This window comes from Sphingomonas turrisvirgatae (assembly GCF_001721295.1).
Taxonomy (GTDB): Bacteria; Pseudomonadota; Alphaproteobacteria; order Sphingomonadales; family Sphingomonadaceae; genus Sphingomonas; species Sphingomonas turrisvirgatae.
Window position 1 is genome coordinate 71,466 of the sequence record NZ_MDDS01000035.1, and the last position, 21,193, is coordinate 92,658.

General features: G+C 63.2%; 15 protein-coding genes and 1 pseudogene. 9 read left to right on the forward strand and 7 right to left on the reverse strand.

What is annotated here, in order from left to right; translation table 11 throughout:
• Positions 1-162: 162 nt before the first annotated feature.
• The gene (locus BFL28_RS13095; protein WP_069320988.1) at positions 163-2,580 is read right to left on the reverse strand and encodes a membrane-bound PQQ-dependent dehydrogenase, glucose/quinate/shikimate family; all 2,418 of its coding nucleotides are present in this window, start codon (positions 2,578-2,580) and stop codon (positions 163-165) included.
• Between the two features lie 80 nt (positions 2,581-2,660).
• Here BFL28_RS13095 and BFL28_RS13100 point away from each other — a divergent pair, with 80 nt between their 5' ends.
• Both BFL28_RS13100 and BFL28_RS21530 read left to right on the forward strand, forming a co-directional pair.
• Positions 2,661-3,404, forward strand: coding sequence for a cytochrome c oxidase assembly protein (locus BFL28_RS13100; RefSeq protein WP_079247132.1), 744 nt, complete (start codon positions 2,661-2,663; stop codon positions 3,402-3,404).
• Complete coding sequence (locus BFL28_RS21530) at positions 3,401-4,072, forward strand: cytochrome b (protein WP_069320989.1); 672 nt, start codon at positions 3,401-3,403, stop codon at positions 4,070-4,072. Before BFL28_RS13100 ends, BFL28_RS21530 begins: the two co-directional genes overlap by 4 nt.
• A 1-nt stretch (position 4,073) precedes the next feature.
• On the opposite strand, the pseudogene BFL28_RS21875 reads toward BFL28_RS21530, so the two are convergent.
• Positions 4,074-4,712 (reverse strand): annotated as a pseudogene (locus BFL28_RS21875) (c-type cytochrome); the annotation flags it as partial.
• Positions 4,713-4,728: 16 nt separating this feature from the next.
• Here BFL28_RS21875 and BFL28_RS13120 point away from each other — a divergent pair.
• The 4 genes from BFL28_RS13120 to BFL28_RS13135 are packed head-to-tail and all read left to right on the forward strand — an operon-like array spanning position 4,729 to position 8,844.
• Positions 4,729-5,097, forward strand: coding sequence for a c-type cytochrome (locus BFL28_RS13120; RefSeq protein ID WP_069320992.1), 369 nt, complete (start codon positions 4,729-4,731; stop codon positions 5,095-5,097).
• A 1-nt stretch (position 5,098) separates the two neighbouring features.
• Positions 5,099-6,028, forward strand: coding sequence for a cytochrome c oxidase subunit II (gene coxB, locus BFL28_RS13125; RefSeq protein ID WP_069320993.1), 930 nt, complete (start codon positions 5,099-5,101; stop codon positions 6,026-6,028).
• A complete protein-coding gene (locus tag BFL28_RS13130; protein WP_069320994.1) occupies positions 6,025-8,556 on the forward strand; it encodes a cbb3-type cytochrome c oxidase subunit I in 2,532 nt (843 codons plus the stop codon). The genes coxB and BFL28_RS13130 overlap by 4 nt, the downstream gene beginning before the upstream one ends.
• 3 nt (positions 8,557-8,559) lie before the next feature.
• Positions 8,560-8,844 carry a hypothetical protein gene (locus BFL28_RS13135; protein ID WP_069320995.1) on the forward strand — a complete coding sequence of 95 codons (285 nt, stop codon included), beginning with the start codon at positions 8,560-8,562 and terminating at the stop codon, positions 8,842-8,844.
• Between the two features lie 350 nt (positions 8,845-9,194).
• Here the strand turns inward: BFL28_RS13135 and BFL28_RS13140 are convergent, their stop codons facing one another.
• Positions 9,195-9,797, reverse strand: coding sequence for an exopolysaccharide biosynthesis protein (locus BFL28_RS13140; protein WP_069320996.1), 603 nt, complete (start codon positions 9,795-9,797; stop codon positions 9,195-9,197).
• A gap of 257 nt (positions 9,798-10,054) precedes the next feature.
• Entirely contained in the window at positions 10,055-10,687 is a 633-nt protein-coding gene (locus BFL28_RS13145) for a tyrosine-type recombinase/integrase (protein WP_069320997.1), read from the reverse strand.
• Between the two features lie 158 nt (positions 10,688-10,845).
• On the opposite strand from BFL28_RS13145, the gene BFL28_RS20760 reads away from it, so the two are divergent.
• A complete protein-coding gene (locus BFL28_RS20760; RefSeq protein ID WP_173655750.1) occupies positions 10,846-11,319 on the forward strand; it encodes a hypothetical protein in 474 nt (157 codons plus the stop codon).
• 180 nt (positions 11,320-11,499) lie between these two features.
• Here the strand turns inward: BFL28_RS20760 and BFL28_RS13150 are convergent, their stop codons facing one another.
• The gene (locus BFL28_RS13150; RefSeq protein ID WP_069320998.1) at positions 11,500-12,405 is read right to left on the reverse strand and encodes a sterol desaturase family protein; all 906 of its coding nucleotides are present in this window, start codon (positions 12,403-12,405) and stop codon (positions 11,500-11,502) included.
• A gap of 47 nt (positions 12,406-12,452) precedes the next feature.
• Here BFL28_RS13150 and BFL28_RS13155 point away from each other — a divergent pair, with 47 nt between their 5' ends.
• Positions 12,453-13,580 carry a phosphatase PAP2 family protein gene (locus tag BFL28_RS13155; RefSeq protein ID WP_079247134.1) on the forward strand — a complete coding sequence of 376 codons (1,128 nt, stop codon included), beginning with the start codon at positions 12,453-12,455 and terminating at the stop codon, positions 13,578-13,580.
• A gap of 455 nt (positions 13,581-14,035) precedes the next feature.
• On the opposite strand, the gene BFL28_RS13160 is transcribed toward BFL28_RS13155, so the two are convergent.
• Complete coding sequence (locus BFL28_RS13160) at positions 14,036-16,345, reverse strand: EAL domain-containing protein (protein WP_173655751.1); 2,310 nt, start codon at positions 16,343-16,345, stop codon at positions 14,036-14,038.
• Positions 16,346-16,400: 55 nt separating this feature from the next.
• Positions 16,401-18,380, reverse strand: coding sequence for a FecR domain-containing protein (locus BFL28_RS21260; RefSeq protein WP_069321001.1), 1,980 nt, complete (start codon positions 18,378-18,380; stop codon positions 16,401-16,403).
• 185 nt (positions 18,381-18,565) lie between these two features.
• Between BFL28_RS21260 and BFL28_RS13170 the strand changes: the two genes are divergently transcribed.
• The gene (locus BFL28_RS13170) at positions 18,566-20,173 is read left to right on the forward strand and encodes a ShlB/FhaC/HecB family hemolysin secretion/activation protein (RefSeq protein WP_173655752.1); all 1,608 of its coding nucleotides are present in this window, start codon (positions 18,566-18,568) and stop codon (positions 20,171-20,173) included.
• The last annotated feature ends 1,020 nt before the right edge of the window (positions 20,174-21,193 follow it).

Consider the following 21,193-nt stretch of genomic DNA (forward strand, 5'->3'; position numbering starts at 1 on the left):
AAGCTGTTGGGACCCGCGCTGGACGCCGTGCCCGAAACCGAGAAGTTGATTGAGTTCGATCTGAATAGTGCACGAGCTGGCCGTGCCTAGCGCTTTGCCGAGCCGCGGTCTTTACCTACAGTGCAAACGCACTCCAGGCTTGGCGACTGCAGAAGCTGGCGATCAGTCAGGCAACGCATAGGCAACCAACGCGTCGCCGATCGGCGTTTCCATGAAGTGATGGCCACCGGCCATGATGACGAGGTACTGTTTGCCGTTCACTTCGTACACGGCAGGCGTCGCCTGCCCGCCGGCCGGCAGCGTGTCGTGCCAAAGAGTTTTGCCGCTTTTCAGGTCGATCGCGCGGATCAGGTTGTCGGTTGCGGCGGCGATGAAGACGACGCCCCCCGCCGTGACTACCGCGCCACCATTGTTGGGCGTGCCGATGTTGATCGGCAGCATCGATGGAATGCCCCAAGGCCCGTTCCGGCGGGCCGTGCCGAACGGACGATCCCAGATGGTGCGCCCGGTGCGCAGGTCGATCGCGCGAATGCCGCCATAGGGCGGACGTTTGCAGAGCAGGCCGGTGAGCGGCAGTCTCCAGCCGGGATTGACCGAGATGGCATAGGGAGTGCCAGCCTGCGGGTCCTTCGAGCCATGGCCACCTTCGCCCATGTCGCCGCCCCGCGCCTCGCCGCGCGGTGCAGGGAAGCCCTGCTGCTCAGCCTCCTTGCGCGGCACTAGCCGGTTATAGTTCGGCATGTCGTTGTAGTTGGCGACGATGACCCCGCGCACCGGATCGATCGCGATCCCGCCCCAGTCGGTTCCGCCATTATAGCCGGGATATTGCACGAAGCGCTTGTCCGCCGTGGGCGGCGTGTACGGCCCGCGGTACTCGGCGCGCTTGAACTGGATGCGGCAGATCATCTGGTCGATCGGCGACATGCCCCACATGTCGCGTTCTTCCAGCTGCGGGAAAGCCAGCGTGTGATAGCTGGAAAACGGCTGGGTCGGACTGCGCAGCTGCGGCTCGACGCCGGTTCGCGGAACGATGCGCTCCTGTACCGGGAATAGCGGCCGGCCGGTGCGGCGGTCGAGAACATAGATGTCGCCCTGCTTGCTCGGCAGGACCAGCGCCGGGACCGCACCGCCACTGCTCGGGAAATCGACAAGCGTCGCCTGCGCGCCGAGGTCATAGTCCCACACGTCGCGCCGCACCGTCTGGAAGCGCCAGCGCGGGCGCCCGGTGGTCACGTCGAGCGCGACGAGGGAAGTCGAGAAAGCGTTCTCCTGCGGACTGCGACTGCCGCTCCAGTAATCGACCGCGCTATTGCCCATCGGCAGGTAGACGAGGCCAAGCGCCTCGTCGCCGCTGGCGATGGTCCACATGTTCGGCGTGCCACGGGCATATCCGCGGGCAGCGGGTGGGTCGCCGGTCCATTGCGGGTTGACCATGTCCCATGCCCAGCGCTTTGCGCCCGTCACCGCGTCGAAGCCCTGGATCACACCTGACGGAGCGCTGCGCTTCTGCCCGTCGAGCACCTGGTGACCCGTCACGATCACGCCACGCACGATGGTGGGCGGGGAGGTGATCGAGACCATGCCGGGCTCGACCTGACCCATGCCGCGCTTGATATCGACGGCGCCATTGGTGCCGAAATCCGCGCACGGCCGCCCGGTTCGCGCATCCACGGCGATCAGGCGCCCGTCGAGCGTGCCTTCGATGATGCGGGCGGCGCATGCCGTGTCTGCCGCTGCGCCGGGTGTCGCATGATAGGCGACGCCCCGGCAGGCTGCCGTATAGGGGATGTACTCGTCGGAGACCTGCGGATCATAGCGCCAGCGCGGCTTGCCGGTCACAGGATCAAGCGCGATCAGAATATTCGTTGCTGAGCACAGATAAAGCGTATCGCCGACCTTGAGCGGCGTCGTCTCGGCGCCGTACTTGCTTTCCTTGGGTTCGCCCGCCGGCATATCGCCCGTATTGTAGACCCAGGCGCGCTTCAGCCGGCCGACATTGTCCGGCGTGATCTGTCCGAGCGGCGAATAACGTTGCGCGGCATAGCTCCCGCCATAAGCCGGCCAGTCGGTGCCGGAGCGGAGCAAGGACGGATCGGCGACGGTCGATGCGATCAACGCTGGAAGCATGCCGGCCTGTGGCTGATTGATGCGCGAGAGGGTCAAGCCGACAATCACCAGCACGGCGAGTACCGCACTGATCGCGCCGAGCGGCGTTCGCCAGCGCCAGCGGTCCGGCTGCAGGATCGGTAGCATCAATAGCGTCGGGATGAGCAGGATGACCGGCCCGGCGACGAAGGGGATGAGGCCCCAGCCATCGGTGCCCGCTTCAGCGAGGCCCCAGACCAGCGACAGCAGGAAGGTCGCAACATAGACCCACACGCCTAGCACCCTGCCGCCGATCAACAGCACGCCAGCTACAGTAAGCCCCACGCCGGCGAGGAAGTAGAAGGGCGAGCCGCCCAGGAACACCAGCCAAATGCCGCCGATCGCCAGCACCAGACCTGCCAGGGCGAGGAGGGCACCAACCCCCATCGCCAGCAGCGAACGGTTTCGCAGACGCACGACATCGCTTTGCGGCATGGGAGTCTCCTTGTGCAGGGGAACCGACCCCGCTGCGATCGGTTCCGGTTGAGGCAGATTTCTAGGAGGGGCGTCGAACATTGGGCGAAAGCGCCGTCTGGATACCCTATTGCGGCGCCGCCCCACTGCCGGCGGAGCTTGCCGCGCGCTGGAATTTCGAGCCGCTCCTGCTCGGCGCGCTGACCATTGCGACGTTGTTGGGGTTCCGCTTCAGCGCTGCCTTACCCGCCACCCGATGGCGCTCGGTGCTGGCAATGACCCTGCTGTTCCTGCTGTTTGTCTCGCCCTTCTGCGCACTGACTTCAGCCCTGTTCTCCGCCCGGACCCTACATCATCTGGCACTAACGGCGCTTGCCGCTCCGCTGCTTGCCGCGACATTGCCCGCCCGGCACGTACCGGGTGGCTGGGGTTTGTGGGCTGGCGCGCATGCCGCCACCTTCTGGCTGTGGCACGCGCCGCCCGCCTATGAAGCGGCATTGTCCAGCCACGCCGTCTATTGGCTTATGCAGGCCAGCCTGTTGCTAACCGCGCTTGCGCTCTGGCGTGCGGTGCGCGCGGCGCCGCCCACCGGCGCGATCTTCGCCCTGCTCGCGACGATGGTGCAGATGGGCCTGCTCGGCGCGTTGCTCACCTTCTCCGCCACGCCATTCTATGCGCCGCACGCGGTGGCGCCGCTCGCCTGGGGATTGAGCCCGCTCGAGGATCAGCAGCTAGCCGGGCTGATCATGTGGGCGCCCGGCGCCGGTCTCTACCTTGCGGCAGCGCTGACCATGCTGGCGCGCTGGTTCTCGGCCGAGCAGGCTGCGACGTCCCGCCCGGCATGATCGGTGCGTTGCGCAAATGGGCGCGGACCCACACCGAGCGCAGCCGCTACTCGCCCGTAGGGATCGCCTTCCACTGGATCATGGCGTTCCTCGTCATGTTCCAGATCGGCTGGGGCTACTATTCGAGCTGGCTGCCGGCCGGCGGCGACAAGCTGCATGCCTATGAAGTGCATAGTGCGGTCGGATTGCCGATCCTGCTGCTGGCGATCGCGCGCTTTGGCTGGCGAATGATGATCCCCGGCCCCGAGAACGACGCCGACACGCAAGGCTGGCAGACCAAGATCGCCTACGCCATGCATTATGTGTTCTACATCGCCTTTTTCGGGCTGCCGCTTTCCGGCTGGGCCATGTGGTCTTCGATCGCCGAGCCGGGGCCGCTATACCTCGCCGGTGTGGTGCCTTGGCCGCAATTGCCATTCGACCAGCTGCCCCTGACGACGCGCTGGCGGATCATGGACTTGGCCGAGGATATTCACCTGATCCTCGTGGTCACCCTGCTGCTTGTCATTCCGCTGCATGTCGGCGCGGCGTTGAAGCACCATTTCTGGGATCGTCACGACGTGCTGCGTGGGATGTTGCCGGAGGTTCCAGACGCCGAGGATCCCCGGGTAGCGACGCAGCATAAGCCGCGAGAGCCGCAGCTTCGCGACGAGACAGCGCTTGGCTGATGCGCAGCATCACGCCTTGCGGATCGTTGCGCCTGGCACCTCGACGCCACTGTTCCAACTGCTCGGCCAGATAGGCGGCGGGTTGACTGCCAAGCGGCGGGTTGGCCGGGCCGGCACCTTCGCCCTGCGCACCGTGGCAGTCGGCACAGGGGGCAAGGCTCCGGGCAGGGTCACCGCGATGATAAAGCGTGATCGCTTCGACGGTGCCGACGGGCCGTGCAGCGTTCGCAGCGGAGGGCCGCGCGGCGTAGTAAGCTGACACCGCATCCTGCTGAACTGCCGTCAACTTCTGCGCGATCGATGCCATTTCGGGATGGCGGCGACGACCGCTAGCATAGGCTTCGAGCTGCGCGGTCATGTAGCCGCGGTCGAGGGCCGCGAGCCGTGGGGCGCCCGCGCCATTGCCTTCTCCCCGCAGCCCATGACAGGTCACACATGCGTTCGGCGCCCCGGCATCCCCGCCGCTCAGCGCGATCAGTTCGCCCGTGGCGGTGAACTGGTCCGCCGCCCCGCGCTCGACCGAGCCGCAGGCGGAAAGGCCGGCAGCCAGCAAGGCAAGGGCCGATTTCGAACGGAAATCCATCATGCAGGGAACCGCTGCAGCCCCGCAACGGTTCCGGAGGTGAAACGCTGACGGCATGTCGGAAGGGGGATGATTGCACAGGGTCCGCGCCTTGCTGCCGCTGCTGCTGACCGCAGCATGCAAGCCGCCGCCAGACGAGGCTCAGCATATGCCGCAAGCGGATCCAGTTCGCGGCAAGCAGGCGATCGTGCGCGCCGGCTGCGGCGCGTGTCATGTCATTCCAGGCTTGCGCTGGCCGCAGGGACAAATTGGTCCTTCGCTCGAAGGCTTCGCCGACCAGGGGCTGATTGCGGGGCGGCTGCCGAACCGGCCCGACCTGCTCGCCGCCTATGTACGCGATGCGCCGGCGACCTTGCCCGGCACGACCATGCCCTCGATGCCGCTGACGCGGGGCGAGGCGCGCGATGTCGCGGCCTATCTCTACGCTTCGGGCAAGCGCTGAGATGACGAACGGCTCGATCTTTCCCGTCTTTGACCCAGCGGGTCCTTATGCCGGCTCGATCACGACGCTCACCTGGGTGCTGATCGCGATGTTCGTGGCGGTGCTTGGCGTCGTGATCTCCGCGCTGTGGATCGCGTTGCGCGGCAGCGGACAGCTCAAGGCAAGGCTCGGCGGCACGCGCGCGATCTGGATCGGCGGGATCGGATTTCCGGTGGTCGTGCTCACCGCGTTGCTGGTCTACGGGCTCACCCTCACCCGCAACTTGACCGCCCCCGTGCCGCAGGATGCGATGCGAGTGCGCATCACCGGCGAGATGTGGTGGTGGCGCGTCGCCTATCTCGATCGGTCCGGACGCCCCTTCATGCTCGACGCAAACGAACTGCATATCCCGGCCGGGCGCCCGGTGCTGCTCGAGCTCGAATCGAACGACGTGATCCACAGCTTCTGGGTGCCGCAATTGTCGGGCAAGCTCGATATGGTGCCGGGCCGCCGCAACACGCTGCCGATCCAGGCTGACGCGCCCGGCGTGTTCGCCGGACAGTGCGCCGAATATTGCGGCGGCCCACATGCGCTGATGGGGTTCGTGGTGATCGCGCACGAGCCGGCGGCATTCGATCGGTTGATGGCCACGCGACGCGCACGCCGCCCGGCTCCCGACGCGCGCGGGCGGCAGCTATTCCACTCCACCGGCTGCGCGGCCTGCCATCGTATCGCGGGCACCGAAGCCAATGGCATGGCTGGCCCGGACCTGACGCATGTCGGCTCTCGCCGCTCGCTCGGCGCGGGCATCCTGCCCAACAATCGTGGCACGATGATGGGTTGGATCGGCGACAGCCAATCGATCAAGCCGGGCAACCGCATGCCGCCTTACAAGACGCTGTCCGCCGCCGAGTTGCAGGCGCTCGCCGCCTATCTTGAGGCGCAGCGATGAAGTCGGAAACCGGCTTCGATCCCGCGCTCTACGATCGCTTTCCCACCGCTGGCGAACGCCCCGAAAGTGAGCTGAAGGAGCTGGAACGGATCTGGTGCGCGCCCAAGGGGTGGCAGCTGCTGACTGCAGTGAACAACAATTATATCGGCTTCTTCTACGTCGCCGCGGCATTTCTGTTCTTCCTGCTTGCCGGCATTCTGGCGCTGGTGATGCGCGTGCAGCTCGCCCTGCCGCTTCAGGGCATCCTGCCGCAGGAAACGTACAACCAGTTCTTCACCATGCACGGCACGGTGATGATGTTCCTGTTCGCCGTGCCGATGGTCGAGGCGATCGGCGTGCTGCTGCTGCCGCAGATGCTGGCGGCGCGCGACCTGCCCTTTCCGCGCCTGTCCGCCTATGCCTTCTGGGCCTATTTCGTGGGCGGGCTTTGCTTCTTCGCCTCCTTGTTCTTCGGCCTTGCGCCGGATGGCGGGTGGTTCATGTACCCGCCCTATACCAGCATCACCTATTCGCCGGGGATCAACGCCGATTTCTGGCTGCTCGGCATCGGGTTCATCGAGATCAGCGCCATCGCCGGGGCAATCGAGATCATCGTCGGCGTGCTGCGTACCCGCGCGCCGGGCATGACGCTGGACAAGATGCCGATCTACGCCTGGGCGATGCTGGTGCTGGGCGTGATGATCATCATCGCCTTTCCGTCGGTGATCCTCGGCACGCTGCTGCTCGAGCTTGAGCGCGCGTTCAACTGGCCGTTCTTCGACCCCACGCGCGGGGGCGACGCATTGTTGTGGCAGCATCTGTTCTGGTTCTTCGGGCATCCGGAGGTCTACATCATCTTCCTGCCCGCATCCGGCCTCGTGTCGATGATGGTGGCGACGATGACGCGCACGCCGCTCGTCGGGCACTATCTCATCGTGCTCGCGTTCCTTGCCACCGGGTTCATCAGCTTCGGCGTGTGGGCCCACCATATGTTCACCACCGGCATGCCGAACCTGTCGATCGGCTTCTTCTCGGCCGCGAGCATGGCGGTAAGCGTGCCCGCCGGCATTCAGATCTTCTCGTGGATCGCGACCTTCGCCGTCGGTAAGCCGCGCTACAACGTGCCGACCTTGTTCCTGCTGGGTGGCATCGTCACCTTCGTGATCGGAGGCCTCACTGGGGTGATGGTGGCGATGGTGCCGTTCGATTGGCAGGCGCACGACAGCTACTTCATCGTCGCGCATCTCCACTATGTGCTGATCGGCGGCATGGTGTTTCCGATGTTCGCCGCCTTCTATTATTGGACGCCGATGATCAGCAGCCGGGCGTTGTCCGAACGGCTCGGCAAATGGGCCTTCTGGCTGATGTTTACGGGCATGCAGGTGACCTTCTGGCCGATGCACCTGGTGGGCCTGATGGGCATGCCGCGCCGCATCTACACCTATCTGCCTGGCCGCGAATGGGAAGTCATCAATATGATCTCGACCGTCGGTGCGTTCATGCTCGCCGCCGGCATTTCGGCGTTCTTGATCGATGTTGCGCGCAACTTCCGCTTCACGACGGACAATGACGCAGGGAACGTCTATGGAGGCGGCACGCTCGAATGGTTGCCGACCGGGCTCTATTCGGCGCGCAGCATTCCCGTGGTGAAAAGCCGCGAACCGGTCTGGGACGACCCGCACCTGGCGAAGGACGTCAAGGCGGGTCGCTACTTCCTGCCAGGCTCCGCCACCGGGCTGCGGGAAACGCTTGTCACCAGCCCGGTCCGCGCCGAACCGCAATATCTGCAAATCATGCCCGGCCCCTCGGTATGGCCATTCCTCGCCGCTGTGTTCACCGCCGGCTTCTTCATCCTGCTGACCATCCAGGCTTATATGCCCTCCTTCGCCTGCGGCATCCTGGCGGTAGTCTGCGTGCTTCGCTGGTTATGGGACACTGATAGACTTGTGAAGGAGCCAGAGGTCGACGTCGGAGCGGGCATCCGCCTGCCGACCTATGTCACCGGTCCGCGCAGCCATGGCTGGTGGGCGATGGTGATCCTGCTGATCGTCGTTGGCATGATCTTCGTGATGGGCGTGTTCAGCTTCTTCTATCTCTATGGCGTCCAGCCGCGCTTCTGGGTTGCGCCCGCTGACCTCTGGTCGCTCGCGATCATTCTGCCGGCCTATGGCGCTGCTGCGGGCCTCGCATGGCTCGCAAGATACATGTTGGCGCGCGAGGCGACGGAGCACTGGACCCCGGGCGTACTGTTCCTGTGCGGCGCAATCGCGCTCGCCATCGGCATCGGCGCCGATCTGTGGAGCTGGATTGCTTCGGGCTTACGGCCGGAAGCAAGCGGACAAGGTGCCACCGTCTACGCACTGCTCAGCCTTGAAGCGATGCTGGCAACGATCAGCCTGCTGATGGCGAGCTATATCTCTGCCCGCAACAGCCGCGGCATGATCGTTCGGCCGCGCAACAACAGCCTCGACCTGTGCGTGCTGTGGGTGATCTACACCGCCGGTCAGGGCGCATTGACCGCGGTTCTGACCCGCGCTGTCGGCGGGTGAGCGGTGCGGACCTGGGCACTCCTGCTTGGTGGCCTGGTCATCTGGGCGGTGCACTTTTTCACGCTCTACATCGTCGCAAGCGTCTTCCTGACGACGCCCCTCGCCCGCATCCTGACGCTGCTGATTACACTCGCCTGTTTCGGCGCCATTGGGTTGTTGGCGCTTCATGTGCGACGGATCGATACTGACACGGGTATGGATCGCTGGGTGCGGACGATCGCGCTATTGGGGCTGGGCGTTAGTGGCGTTGCGATCCTGTGGCAGGGGCTGCCGGCACTGCTTGTGTGAACGAGATCATGCGCGAGGCGAGGAACGGCAGCGCTCCCTTCGCTGGTCTTCACGCCAGCGCTATTGGTCACGGCGGCGCAGCGCCAGAGGCGCGCTGATCGTCGTCATGACCTCGCAATCCGATGCTGCCCGCGAAAGCGGCCATGTGGATGCGCTGCGTCGGCTGCTCTCGCCGTGGTGTGACATCTTCGGCACCGTTCTGTTCACCTTGTGCTGCTGCTCGTCGCCGATCTGCTCAGCCCCGGCGAACCGGTGCTGGCGACGGCAGGGACCGTCGAGGCAATGGGCGCGCCATGGCGCTCTTGATGACCGGCATCCGTCAGGAAACATCACCGATCATCACCCTGCGATCACTTTGAATTGCCGGCGCTTCCCAGCAGCCCGACGCCGAGTGCAAATGCTGCTGCCGCCAGCAGCAGGGCGATGATCATCAGCAGACCGTCGCGAACCAGGAGTGCAAGCCCAAAGGCAGCGATCGCGGCCATCGGGGCCGTGGTGGCAAAGGGCAGGAGCTCGAGCGGCGGCACGGTCAGTGCAAGGATGATGCAACAGGCCGCCGCCAGTTTCACGAACATGCCTTGCGTTAGACGGGGATATCGTCCGTGAAACCAACGATCGAGGAAACGAGCTACGCCGCGGAGCTTGTGCGTCGCCTTGCATGCCTTCTCGGCCGACAAGCCGCGCCTGGAAAGGAAGCCAGGTAGCCACAGATGCTTTCTTCCGAACAGGATCTGCGCGGACACAAGAACGATCACGGCTCCCAGCAACGTAGGCAGGCCTGGGATGCTGCCAACCGGCGTTACGTCGATGAGAGCCGGGATCAGCAGAAACGGGCCGTAGCTTCTGTTGCCAAGCGCCTCGACCATCCGGCCGAGGCAGACCTTTTCCTCACTTCTTGCGATATCATCGATGCGATCGAGAATGTCGCCGACGCTCTTGACCTTGTCCACCATGGGTCGAGCAATGACTGAACGGGAACACGGTTCCAAGCCATCGACACATGGCCTCCAAAGCATGCCCCTCCGGTCCGACTTTATCTATGAGCATCTAGGCGCCTGAGTTTCGAGATCTAGACCATTTCACTCCTTCAAAGCCAAAAAAGCGAGCGGCGGCTTTAGAGTTCGACAGCTGGCGGGGCTATGACTGTGCTTGAGGCGCATAGCCGCCCGGCTTGGAAGCGACCCATCGATGGCTCGATGGGCCGCCTACCTCATATCTCAGTGCGTTCGGCGAGGATAAGTGCGTCCTCGATATCGACGCCCAGATATCGCACGGTATTCTCGATCTTCGTGTGGCCGAGCAGGATCTGGATCGCCCGCAGGTTACCGGTTGCCTTGTAGATCATAGAAGCCTTTGTGCGACGGAGCGAATGCGTGCCGTACTCAGCGCGTCGCAGTCCTACGGCATCGACCCACTCGTCGACCAGCCGCGCATACTGCCTCGTACTGTGGTGGGCGGCATGATCCACACGGCTTGGGAAGGCATAGTCATGCACCGTGCCGCCGCGGAGCTGGAGCCATGTGAGCAGGCTCGCTCGTACGTCAGCTGTCAGCTCGAACTGGACCGGCTTCCCAGTTTTCTGCTGAATGATGATCGCTCTGGTGCGGATGTCGGCACCGGAAACAATATCGCCGATCTTGATCTTCACTAGGTCACAGCCGCGCAGCTTACTGTCGATCGCCAAGTCGAACAGCGCTCGATCGCGGAGGCGGCCCTCCCGATCTAGGAAGAAGCGCACCGCCCAAATCTGCTTTTGGGTCAGCGGGCGCTTGGTGCCGACCGTCTTTCCAGCGTTCCATGCAGGCCGGCTTTGCATCGCCGGATCATATTGTGAGTGTCCCATCGTTCTTCTCCAAGGCCATCATAGGCCAAAGAGCGGAACGCGAATTCGACTAGATGCGAGCTGTAACTTGCCTGTCGGCTCCCGACCCTTTTGCGGACGCTTACGCGTCGTCTTGGACAATTTGATCATCTTTACAGCCCCACCTCGGGCCGCCAAACTTGGCAGGATTTTTTGGAGGGCAACTGACTGTGCGTATTTTTCTTAAGCGAGCGTCGCTTATTCTGGGCCTGTCGCTGTGCGTGGCGAACGCTCCCCCGCATAGCGTGGCTCAAGCGCAAACGGACTTTTATTGCGAAGCCTATTTTTGGACCAAAAGCGCCTTCACGGGCACATACCAGCGCGAGGTAAATCAAAGGTCTGACAATTTCCGTCTACGTATTCTACCCAATGGCAATATCCGAATTACGGGCTCCGATCTGCTCACTAACGGTGAGCTTAAAGCCCGAAAGTCCGGCAGCATCTATAGCTTCACTGCTGGCTCGCAGGCGCAAAATGGTCTGGGACAATCGTTGGGGGCTGTAGGCGGGACAACGTTGAACGCAAATACTGGCTCGCTAAAGCAATATTACACTACGAAACATCCGCTGCTTAATATGATGGTTGAGCAGGTATTTCAGGCGGAATGCGAGTAGAGGTAGTGCGGAAGAAGCAGGGGCGTCTCAGCGATGCCTAGTGCGCTAGAAGGAACAGTCGGGCAGCTTTCCACCCATCATTCGCCGTTCCGGCGCTGACAGGCCGATCCACAAGCGGCTAGGCTGCTAACGACCCCGTTTCGGGCGCTGGTCTCTGGCAGAGCGCGCCCTCGCTAGGACCTAGTTCAGGGCAATTCCGGTTTCGCCAGACTCAAGGGTTGGCGACGTAACCGGGTCAGGCGTGACGGCCGGACGGCTAAGCTTGAACGGGATGCATAGTTCGCTCAGAATCGTTTTGCGTTCGATGTCGTCAAGCTCGGGCTGATTGCAGCCATATCCCTTCGGCAGTGCCTTATCCGGCACGTAGTAGGTCCCCAATAGGTGGTCGACAAACGCAAAGATCACGCAGAAATTTTTGTCATGGGCTTCCGGTTCAAGCGCATGATGCCAGCGATGCATGTTCGGGCTGACAAAGATGTACTTCCACGGCTTGGGATAGTCCAAGACGATGTTGCTGTGCACGAAGTAGTTGTTCAAGTTCTTGATTACCATCGCCGCCGCCATGCCCTCGGCGGAAAAGCCGATCACGTACAGCACGGCGAAATTCATCAGGCTCATGACGAAATTGTCGAGCGGGTGAAGACGGTGGGTGGTGATCCAGCTCACCTCTCTGGCGCTGTGATGGACGGCGTGGAACGACCAGAAGTATTTGTGAACGAAGGCGTGGCGGATCCAAAGCGAAATGTCGATGGCCAGCAGGCCGAGAAAGATCTGGACGAGCAGCGGGAGGCTGACGACATGGTGGGCGAAGATCTGGAAGGGCAGGTGATCCTCGCCGACGGATAGAAATGCGATGATGCTGAAGAAGACGAGCGGCTCCGTGATCAGCATCGAAATCGGCGGGTAGAAGACCTCGCACTTGAATTCCCTGTTGATCAACGAGGGCGAGTGCACACAGTGAAAATTGCGAAGGTTCTCGTTCTTTCCTTCGGGTTTCGGCAACCTCAGGCTGATGATCCAGAACAGAACGCCCATGATCGTGAGGGACACCACAGCCCAAACCGCTGCAATCAGCTGGTCGTTCATTCTTCCCCGCCCCGGACGCTTCGATATCCAATCGTATCGGGAATAGGTTGCTGCAGCGTAAAGGCGGCGCAAATTCCGCAGAGTCCGACCTTGCGTCCGACCTGCCTTACGCGGCAGCTTCTACGCGCGAGCCGTTGATGCTCAACTTGCCGTCCGAGGCCGCAAGCGCCCCCGATATAGACGCTGGTTTCCCCGCAAAAGAGGGATCCTTAACGAAGTTCCGCTATCATCCTGCAATGTCCAGCGGTTCCGAAAAGCTACGCCATCTCCTTTGGTGCGGCACGGCAGGTGCGGCCGCAATCGCCTTCTTGATGTGCTACCTTTCAGGCCTGAGCTTAACGCGCGGGTCACACACCTTGGTCGTTGCGGTCGCGCTTCTTGCGGTCGGTTGCGTCGTCGTGGTTCCGTCACGCACCGGCACGAACGCCCGATCGCTTTTAGCGCTGGAAGGATTGCTGCTGTTCATGGTGATGAGCACGCTTGGTGCCGTCCTGAGCTATTTGGCGATGCGTCATTCGAGTGGTTACGCCGATACCCTGCTGCATCGATGGGACCAATCGATGGGCTTTAGCTGGCCGTCTGTCTGGAGCGAGGTTCACCGGCACGGATGGCTGTTTAGCGTTCTGGATTCAGCCTATTCAGCTTGCTTTGTCATGCCCTTTATTTTGTTTGCCGCACTCTGGCGGACGAACGAGATCGAGCGGCTGCATCGATTCCTTCTCGCTTACGGACTCGCCCTTGTGGCGACCGTCGCTATCTTCTTCTTCCTTCCGGCGCGCGCTGCGTTTGCATTCTACCAAGCTGGCGCACAGCTTCCAGAAAATGCTCAGCATTACGGTGGCATCATTTCCTCCCTGCGAGACGGGTCGCTCACCGTTCTTGACCTACAAGACCTCGGTGGCATCATCACGTTTCCCAGCTTTCACGCCGCGATGGCAATCTTGTTCATCTGGGGCGTTTGGCCTGTTCGGCTGCTGAGGGTGCCAATTGGCAGCATCAATGCCCTGATGTGGATCGCCGCTGTTCCGATCGGCGGCCACTATATCGTCGATGTTCTCGCCGGATCCGCAATTGCTGGCGCGACTATCCTGACTTCGGGATACCTGGCCTGCAGAGCTCCAGCCGCACGACTTACGATCTCGGCGGAGGCCGTTCTTGAGGAGCAAACGGCATGAGCGACGTGAAAGCAGTGGGGTCCCATTGAGATCGAGCACGCGACAGCCTTCCACCCAACAGCGGAGATCTGGCGACCTTGATCGCCTGGAAGCGGCCAGTCCGCTAACAGGCGGAGGCGTCGATGCAACTAACGGCTGCTAATAGGGCGCGTTGTCGCCGGTCCGCTTCCGCAGCAGCTGACAGATCGATAGTGGGCCGGTAGCGGACTAACCGGTTTCAGACGTCATCACGAGTAAGCGGACAATTGGCTCGGAGCGCTCATCGCAAATCCTCTTCCGAGACTAACGTCAGCTGGACGTTTGATGCCTGGATGCATCGTGGCAACCTCCATTGGAGCGCTCCCGGTACCTCGACGCTTATTAGAAGGGCTAGCCCGTGCGCAGCCGACGTGCGAGTTAGCTATCGGATTTGCTGAGGAGGATCCATCGAGCTAATGCGACAAGTCCCCCTTCGTTTAAGCGGCTTGTGATACCCCTTTGTCGAGCAAGGAAGACAATTCCGCAGCCGGCACCGGCCGGCTGATCAGATAGCCCTGAACCAGGTCACAGCCGCTGTTACGCAGGAAGGCCAGGCAGTCCTCGTGCTCAACGCCTTCGGCCACTACCTTCAGCCCGAGTTCGTGCGCGAGGTCGATGGTCGATCGCACCAACACGCCATCGGCCCGATTCTGATGCGCGAACTGGACGAAGCTGCGGTCGATCTTCAGTTCGTTGAGCGGCAGTCTCTTGAGGTAACTGAGCGTGGACTGACCGGTGCCATAATCGTCCATCGAGATTGAGACGCCCAATGCTCGAAAGGTGTGCAGCGCTGACGCTGCCGCTTCGGGATCGGTCATTGCGGCGGACTCGGTGACCTCAAATGTCAGCAGCTGCGGTTGGATGCCGCTGCACCGCACCAGCTTGACAAGTGCTTGGGTGAAACTGTCTGACCCCAGCAGCTTGGCCGAGATGTTGACCGCGCCGGTAATCGGTCGGCCGACGCGCTGCCATTGCAGAAGGTCGGCGATCGTGCGCTCAACGACGTACAGCGTGAGGCCATCGATCCGCCCGCCGCGCTCGGCCAGTGGGATAAACAAGTCGGGCGACAGGAATCCCCGCGTGCCATGGTGCCAGCGCACCAACGCCTCGACGCTAACGATGCGGTTCTTCTTGAGGTCGAGCTTGGGCTGGTAGACGACGCGGATCTCACCCTTGCCGATCGCTTCATCCAGTTCGCCGAGCAACGATACGTCGCGGTCGGTCGCGTCCTCGTCGGCGGTATCATGGGCATGCCAGTTGCGGCCTTCCGACAGGGCGCGGTCCGCGGCCAACGCCGCATGCGCCACAACTTGGGCTGGTGGATTCCCCGCAGCTTCTTCTGCAAAGCCGATGGCGAGCGCCACGTCGACGCGCCGGCCCACAACCTCGACCGGGGAAAGCATAAGCGCACGCAGTGTGGCTAGCCGGGCTTCAAGTTGCGCAGCGTCATAGCAGCGCCAGGCCAGCGCGCGATCCTCGACCCGATAGATGGTCGTGCCGTCGCTCACCACCGCAATCCGGTCGCGCACGCGGCGGATAAGCTCCACGGTGCCATCCGCGCCCAAGCTGGCGGCGAGCTTGTCGAACTCGCTCAGACGAGCGGCGACCACGCCCGCGCCGGCGTAGCTTCGCAGCGCCTCGCGCAGCGCGAACCGGTTGGGCAGTCCGGTCTCTGGATCATGCGCGCGCCGGCGCTTGGCGGCGCGGAGCAAGCGGATCACCGTCGCCCCGATCGTGGCCGCGGCGATGACGCACATGGCCGGGATCAGTGGAAAGACGATGTTCAATGCCGCGTTGCTGACGATCGCCGCACCGAACAGGATCATCGGCGAAGCGCCGGCGGCAAGCACAAACCGTGATCGGCTTTCAGCGCTTAGGATTGCCCATCCTAGCAGCACGGCGAGCAGCAGCGGCAATTGCCAGCCGGCCTCGCGCGGCTTGCCAGTCGCGAGCGTCTCCGCAGCGAGCGCCTGGATCACGACGCCGGGTATGACGCCGTGGTTCGGCACGGCATAGCGATCCCCCAGTTCAACCGCAGTCGCGCCGATCACCACCTGCTTGCCGGCAAGCGCCGCCGCGTCGAAACGCCCGTCGCGGATGTCGATGAAACTGTGACGCGGGATGCTGCCAGGATCGATCGAGAAGTCGATCGGAAAGTCATCGCCGGCACTGCCGTTCGCGCCCGCGATGCTCGCGGAAAGTGAGGGGCGCGGCAGCCCATTCGTAATGACGCCGATCGGGGCACGGCGAACATAGCCGTCGCGGTCCGGCAGGATGCTGACGGCGGCAAGTGTCGAATGCTGTCGCAGCGACGGGATCGGCAGCGAGTCGCTCCAACCTGCCCGGCCGCCGCCGAGCGGCTGGCGGAAGGTCGGCAGCACCACCTCGCCGCCCGCGCGGTCGAGCGCGGCGGCGAACGCCGCATCTTCGGCCGGTGTCGACAGCGCCGAGAAGTCCACGTCGAAGGCGATCAAGGCGACGCCGGCGCGGCGAAGCTGGTCAATCGCGGATGCGTAGTTGCTGCGCGGCCAAGGCCACCGATTGATGGCGGTGATACTACGCGCGTCGATCTCGATGATGTGGAGCCGACCGCTCGCCGGCTGGTTGCGGATCTGCCAAGCAGTCGCCCGCAGGGCACGCTCGAGACCGACGCCGACATCCGACACGCCGGCCAGCATGCCTGCGACACAACACAGGCCGAGCACCGCCAGGCGCCAGTGATCCTTCACCCTCTCGATTGTGCGCATCATAGCTCCCCGGCTGAGCGACATAGAGTTCCGGGTGCTAACAGCTAGTCAACGGTTAGTGCTTCGGCTTCTTGCCGGGGCCGCCACCTTGGCCACCGCCGTTGCCAGGATCACCCTTGTCGCGGCCGCCGCCGTTGCCCGGATCGGAGTTCCCGTTCCCGCCGTTGTCGGAGCCGCCATTGCCGTTTCCGTTGCCCTGGCCGCCGCCGTTCCCATTGCCGTTGCCGTTCCCATTGCCGTTCCCGTTTCCATTGCCCTGGCCGCCACCGTTCCCATTGCCGTTGCCGTTCCCGCCGCCGTTGTCGGAACCGCCGTTGCCGTTTCCATTGCCCTGGCCGCCGCCGTTCCCATTGCCGTTACCGTTCCCGCCGCCGTTGTCGGAACCGCCGTTGCCGTTGCCGTTGCCTTGGCCGCCGCCGTTCCCATTGCCGTTACCGTTCCCGCCGCCGTTGTCGGAACCGCCGTTGCCGTTGCCTTGGCCGCCACCGTTCCCATTGCCGTTGCCGTTCCCGCCGCCGTTGTCGGAACCGCCGTTGCCGTTGCCGTTGCCTTGGCCGCCGCCGTTCCCATTGCCGTTACCGTTCCCGCCGCCGTTGTCGGAACCGCCGTTGTCGTCTCCATTGCCCTGGCCGCCGCCGTTCCCATTGCCGTTACCGTTCCCGCCGCCGTTGTCGGAGCCGTCATTGCCGTTGCCGTTGCCCTGGCCGCCGCCGTTCCCGTTGCCGTTGCCGTTCCCGCCGCCGTTGTCGGAACCGCCGTTGCCGTTTCCATTGCCCTGGCCGCCGCCGTTCCCATTGCCGTTACCGTTCCCGCCGCCGTTGTCGGAACCGCCGTTGCCGTTTCCATTGCCCTGGCCGCCGCCGTTCCCATTGCTGTTACCGTTCCCGCCGCCGTTGTCGGAACCGCCGTTGCCGTTGCCGTTGCCTTGGCCGCCGCCGTTCCCATTGCCGTTACCGCTCCCGCCCCCGTTGTCGGAACCGCCGTTGCCGTTGCCGTTGCCCTGGCCGCCGCCGTTCCCGTTGCCGTTGCCGTTGCCGCCGCCGTTGTCGGAGCCGCCGTTGCCGTTTCCATTGCCCTGGCCGCCGCCGTTCCCATTGCCGTTACCGTTCCCGCCGCCGTTGTCGGAGCCGCCATTGCCGTTGCCGTTGCCTTGGCCGCCGCCGTTCCCGTTGCCGTTCCCGCCGCCGTTGTCGGAGCCGCCATTGCCGTTGCCGTTACTCTCAGCCGCCCGAGCAAAGGCCACGTCAGCGCTGGCAATTTGGATTGCAGTTGTCCCCCCGACAAGCCCGCCGGTCGATCGGGAAAGGTCGACCGCACTCGCGACGATCGGCTCAGCGATCACCTGATTGTCGAACCCGCCATCCGTCCCACCGACCGTCGTATCGCTAGTTCCATCGGCTTTGGGGTCGGCTGCCGCCGGTGTGGAGGGCGCCGTCTGAGCTGGCGCAGAACGCTGGGGAGAATCGATCGTACGCGTGTCCTGCCCCTTCACAGTCAAACGCATCTGGTCCGAAGCGCTCACCACGGCCAGGATGCCTGGACGGATCAACTCACTCGCGCCGCCATCGACGGTCGATGCCTGAACGGCGCCTTCCAGCACTTGCAACGAAGCACCTTCGTTCGTCACAGTGACCGAGAAGGTCGTGCCCTTCACCACCGCTGCGAGATATCGCGTCTGCACGCCGAAATGCGGGTTCGGCTTCTTCTCAATCTGGAAGATTGCGTTACCCCATTCTTGAATGATCTCGAACATGCCGCGCTTCTGTTCCGGCAAGGGGATGCGCACGCGACTGTTGGCGGCCACGGTCACGAAATCCCTGCCACGAACGAGTACCGCCTTGGCGCCCTCGCCAGTCGCAACTAGCGCGCCAGCCGCGATCGAAACCCCACGCTTTGCCGCACGTTCGCCACTCGCGTCGCGCACGGTTACCTGCCCCGCCGCCTCGCTGACCGTCCAGTGGCCGGCCTGCGCAACGGCAGCCGGCGAGAATGCGAATGCGATCAGCACCGCGCACAGTGTCAACAGGCGTTTCATGGACATGCCCCTCCCAAGTTAACGCCCCATATGTCCCGGTTCGTTTCACCCCTGTTGTCGGCAATGGTTAACGCGCCGGAATTTGCGATTTTGTAAGAGCTTAGCTTCACAAAAGGTCCCGAGGGGACAAAATGACTAACCTATGTTTACACGCACTCTGCGCGACCGCGACGTTATCCTTCGCAGTGTCCGCAAATGAGGCGATGGCGCAGAACGCGCTCGATCGCGTCGATGCTGCCAAGGCCGAGCGCGAACGCGAGCACCTGGCCGATGTGCCGCCGCCGCAGCCTAAGGTGACGTTGCAGGTCGACGCACCGAGCGGCGCGACGGCGGCGCGCGGTTCGGTGCTGGTCGGCGCTATCACCTTTGAGGGCTTGCGCGAACTTACGCCCGCGGACTTTGCTGACGTGATCGCAACGCGTATCGGATCGACGTTGAGTCCCGCGAAACTCGCGGCGCTCGCCACCGCAATTGCGGAGCGCGCACGAGAGAAAGACTTCCCCTTCGCCTCGGCTTGGATCGAGCCGCAGCGGATCGCCAACGGCGTCCTCAACCTTCACGTCGATGAAGGCGTGATCGATGAGATCCGCGTCGAAGGCGCTTCACCAGCCAGCGTTCACCAGGCGCTGGCGCCGCTCGCTAATGGGCGGCCCGCCCGCCTGCAAGCGGTCGAACGACGGTTGTTGCTTGCCGGCGACATCGATGGGGTTCAGATCACGCGCAGTCGCTTCTTCCGTGAAAACGAACGCGGCGTGCTGTTGGTCGCAGTAGCGCAGGAGCGATCCGCCATTCGGGCGCAGTTTTCCAACGAAGGTACCCGCCCCCTTGGCCCCGTTCAGCTGCGGATCGACGCTGATTTCAATGCCGTGCTGGCATCCGATGATATCGTCAGCTTCACCTACTCGACCACGGCTGCGGAGCCAAAAGAGTTGCAGTTCGCGCGGGCACGCTATGCCAAGCGCGTCGCCCGCGCCGGAACCGAAATCGGTTTCACCGGCCTGGCCTCACAGACTCGGCCGGGCGCTTACCTCGAGCCACTCGATCTGGAGAGCCGCAGCTGGTTTGCCGGGTTCGATGTGCTGCAGCCGCTCCTGCGCCAGCGGCGTGCCAGCCTTTGGCTGCAAGGCGAAATGGGGCTGCGCGATCTGAAGCAAAGCCGCGGCGGCACGCTGGTGCGCCACGACCGTATCACTGCCGCGCGCCTGACACTGTATGGTTATGCCGATGTCGCGGGCGGAAGGCTCCGCGTGAGTTCGACTGTGTCGCAGGGACTGGGCTTGTTCGACGCGACAGCGCCGGGCGATCCGCTGGCGTCGCGCCGTGACGCAAACGGCATCTTTACATCGTTCAGCAACTGGGCCGACTGGACGAGAAGCCTTGCCGGGCAACTCAGCGTGCGTTTCGCAGTGCAGAGCCAGGTCGCCAGCGATCCGCTGCTGATCACCGAGGAAGCCGGCTTGGGCGGCGGCGCGTTCCTGCGCGGCTATGACTGGAGCGAACGAACCGGCGATCAAGCGGCCATGGGCATGATCGAACTGCGCTACATGCTCAACAGTCCGTTGAAGCTGATCCGTCGCGCTCAGCTCTATACCTTTGCCGATGGCGGCACCGTGACCAACCTGGATAGCGGATTCGGCAGCGGCTCGCTGGCATCGGCTGGAGGTGGCGTGCGCGCCGACATTACGAATCGGATGGGTGTGAATCTCGAACTGGCAGTGCCGCTGACCGGTTATCGCTACGACACTGGCGACCGGTCGGCTAAGCTCAACGTGCGTATGATCCGCACCTTCTGACTAATCATACGGCACCGAACTCCACGCGTCTGATCAAGTCAGCCGACCATGGGAGAGTTTCTGGGATGACAAAGCAGCTACTGCCTAAACTCACATCATGAACGTGCGGTCAGCGCGGCTATTGCAGAGGGGGTCGATGTCGTCTTTCTCGACCTTCACCGTATCCGCAATGTGGGATTCGGTTCGGACATTGATATTGTAGCTCGGCATCCGAACCTCCGTTCGGCCACAAGCGCGGCGAACGTCAATCGGTTCCCGCGCGCCAAGCAACGTCCGCCTACTGGCTCCCGCGATAGCGGCAGCTAACCGCGCAATGATTGACGCTCTACCCCTCGCGGAGCGCTCCTAGGAGCGGTCGGGCTGACAATGACCCCATAGTGCCGTTTAGGTTTTGTTAACCTTTAGCTTTTATTAACCATATTTGGGAAAGACAAAGGGGGCGAACGAAGGAAAGGCCTCGCCATGCCTAGTTCGCTAAGCTCAACAGCCGAACGACTCTTAATCGTTGCTCACGCCTTGAATAATCCCGCCGACAGGGCAATCGCTTCTAAGTTCGTCGATGACATGAAGGCACTTGCTGCGTGTGAAGTTAGACCGCCTGCAATGCCACGGGGTGCCAAGCCGAAGCAGGTGAGCGCGGCAGTGCTCGGCAGCGCTCTGCGCAGAACGTATCAGCTTAGTTACGAGCCCTCGTTCGATGACATGATCAGCGCCCTATAATGGCCTGTTTGTCTGCTACCCACCCAAAAGCGGACGATCTAGCGACCTTGCTCGCCTGGAAGCGGCCAGTCCGCTAACAGGCGGAGGCGCCCATGCGACTAACGACTGCTAATAGGGCGCATAGTTGACGACGACGGGGGGCATAGCTCTCACAAGCACTGCGGCGTAAATGGTCAGGGGTACACTGCGGACTGCCACCACCCGCCGCCAGCGCGTAAAACAGATCAACGCGCTTTCTAAGGGATACCGCGCGAATTTCGACCTGTGCCGTATCTCAGTGCGGCTAGGTAGCGCCGACGC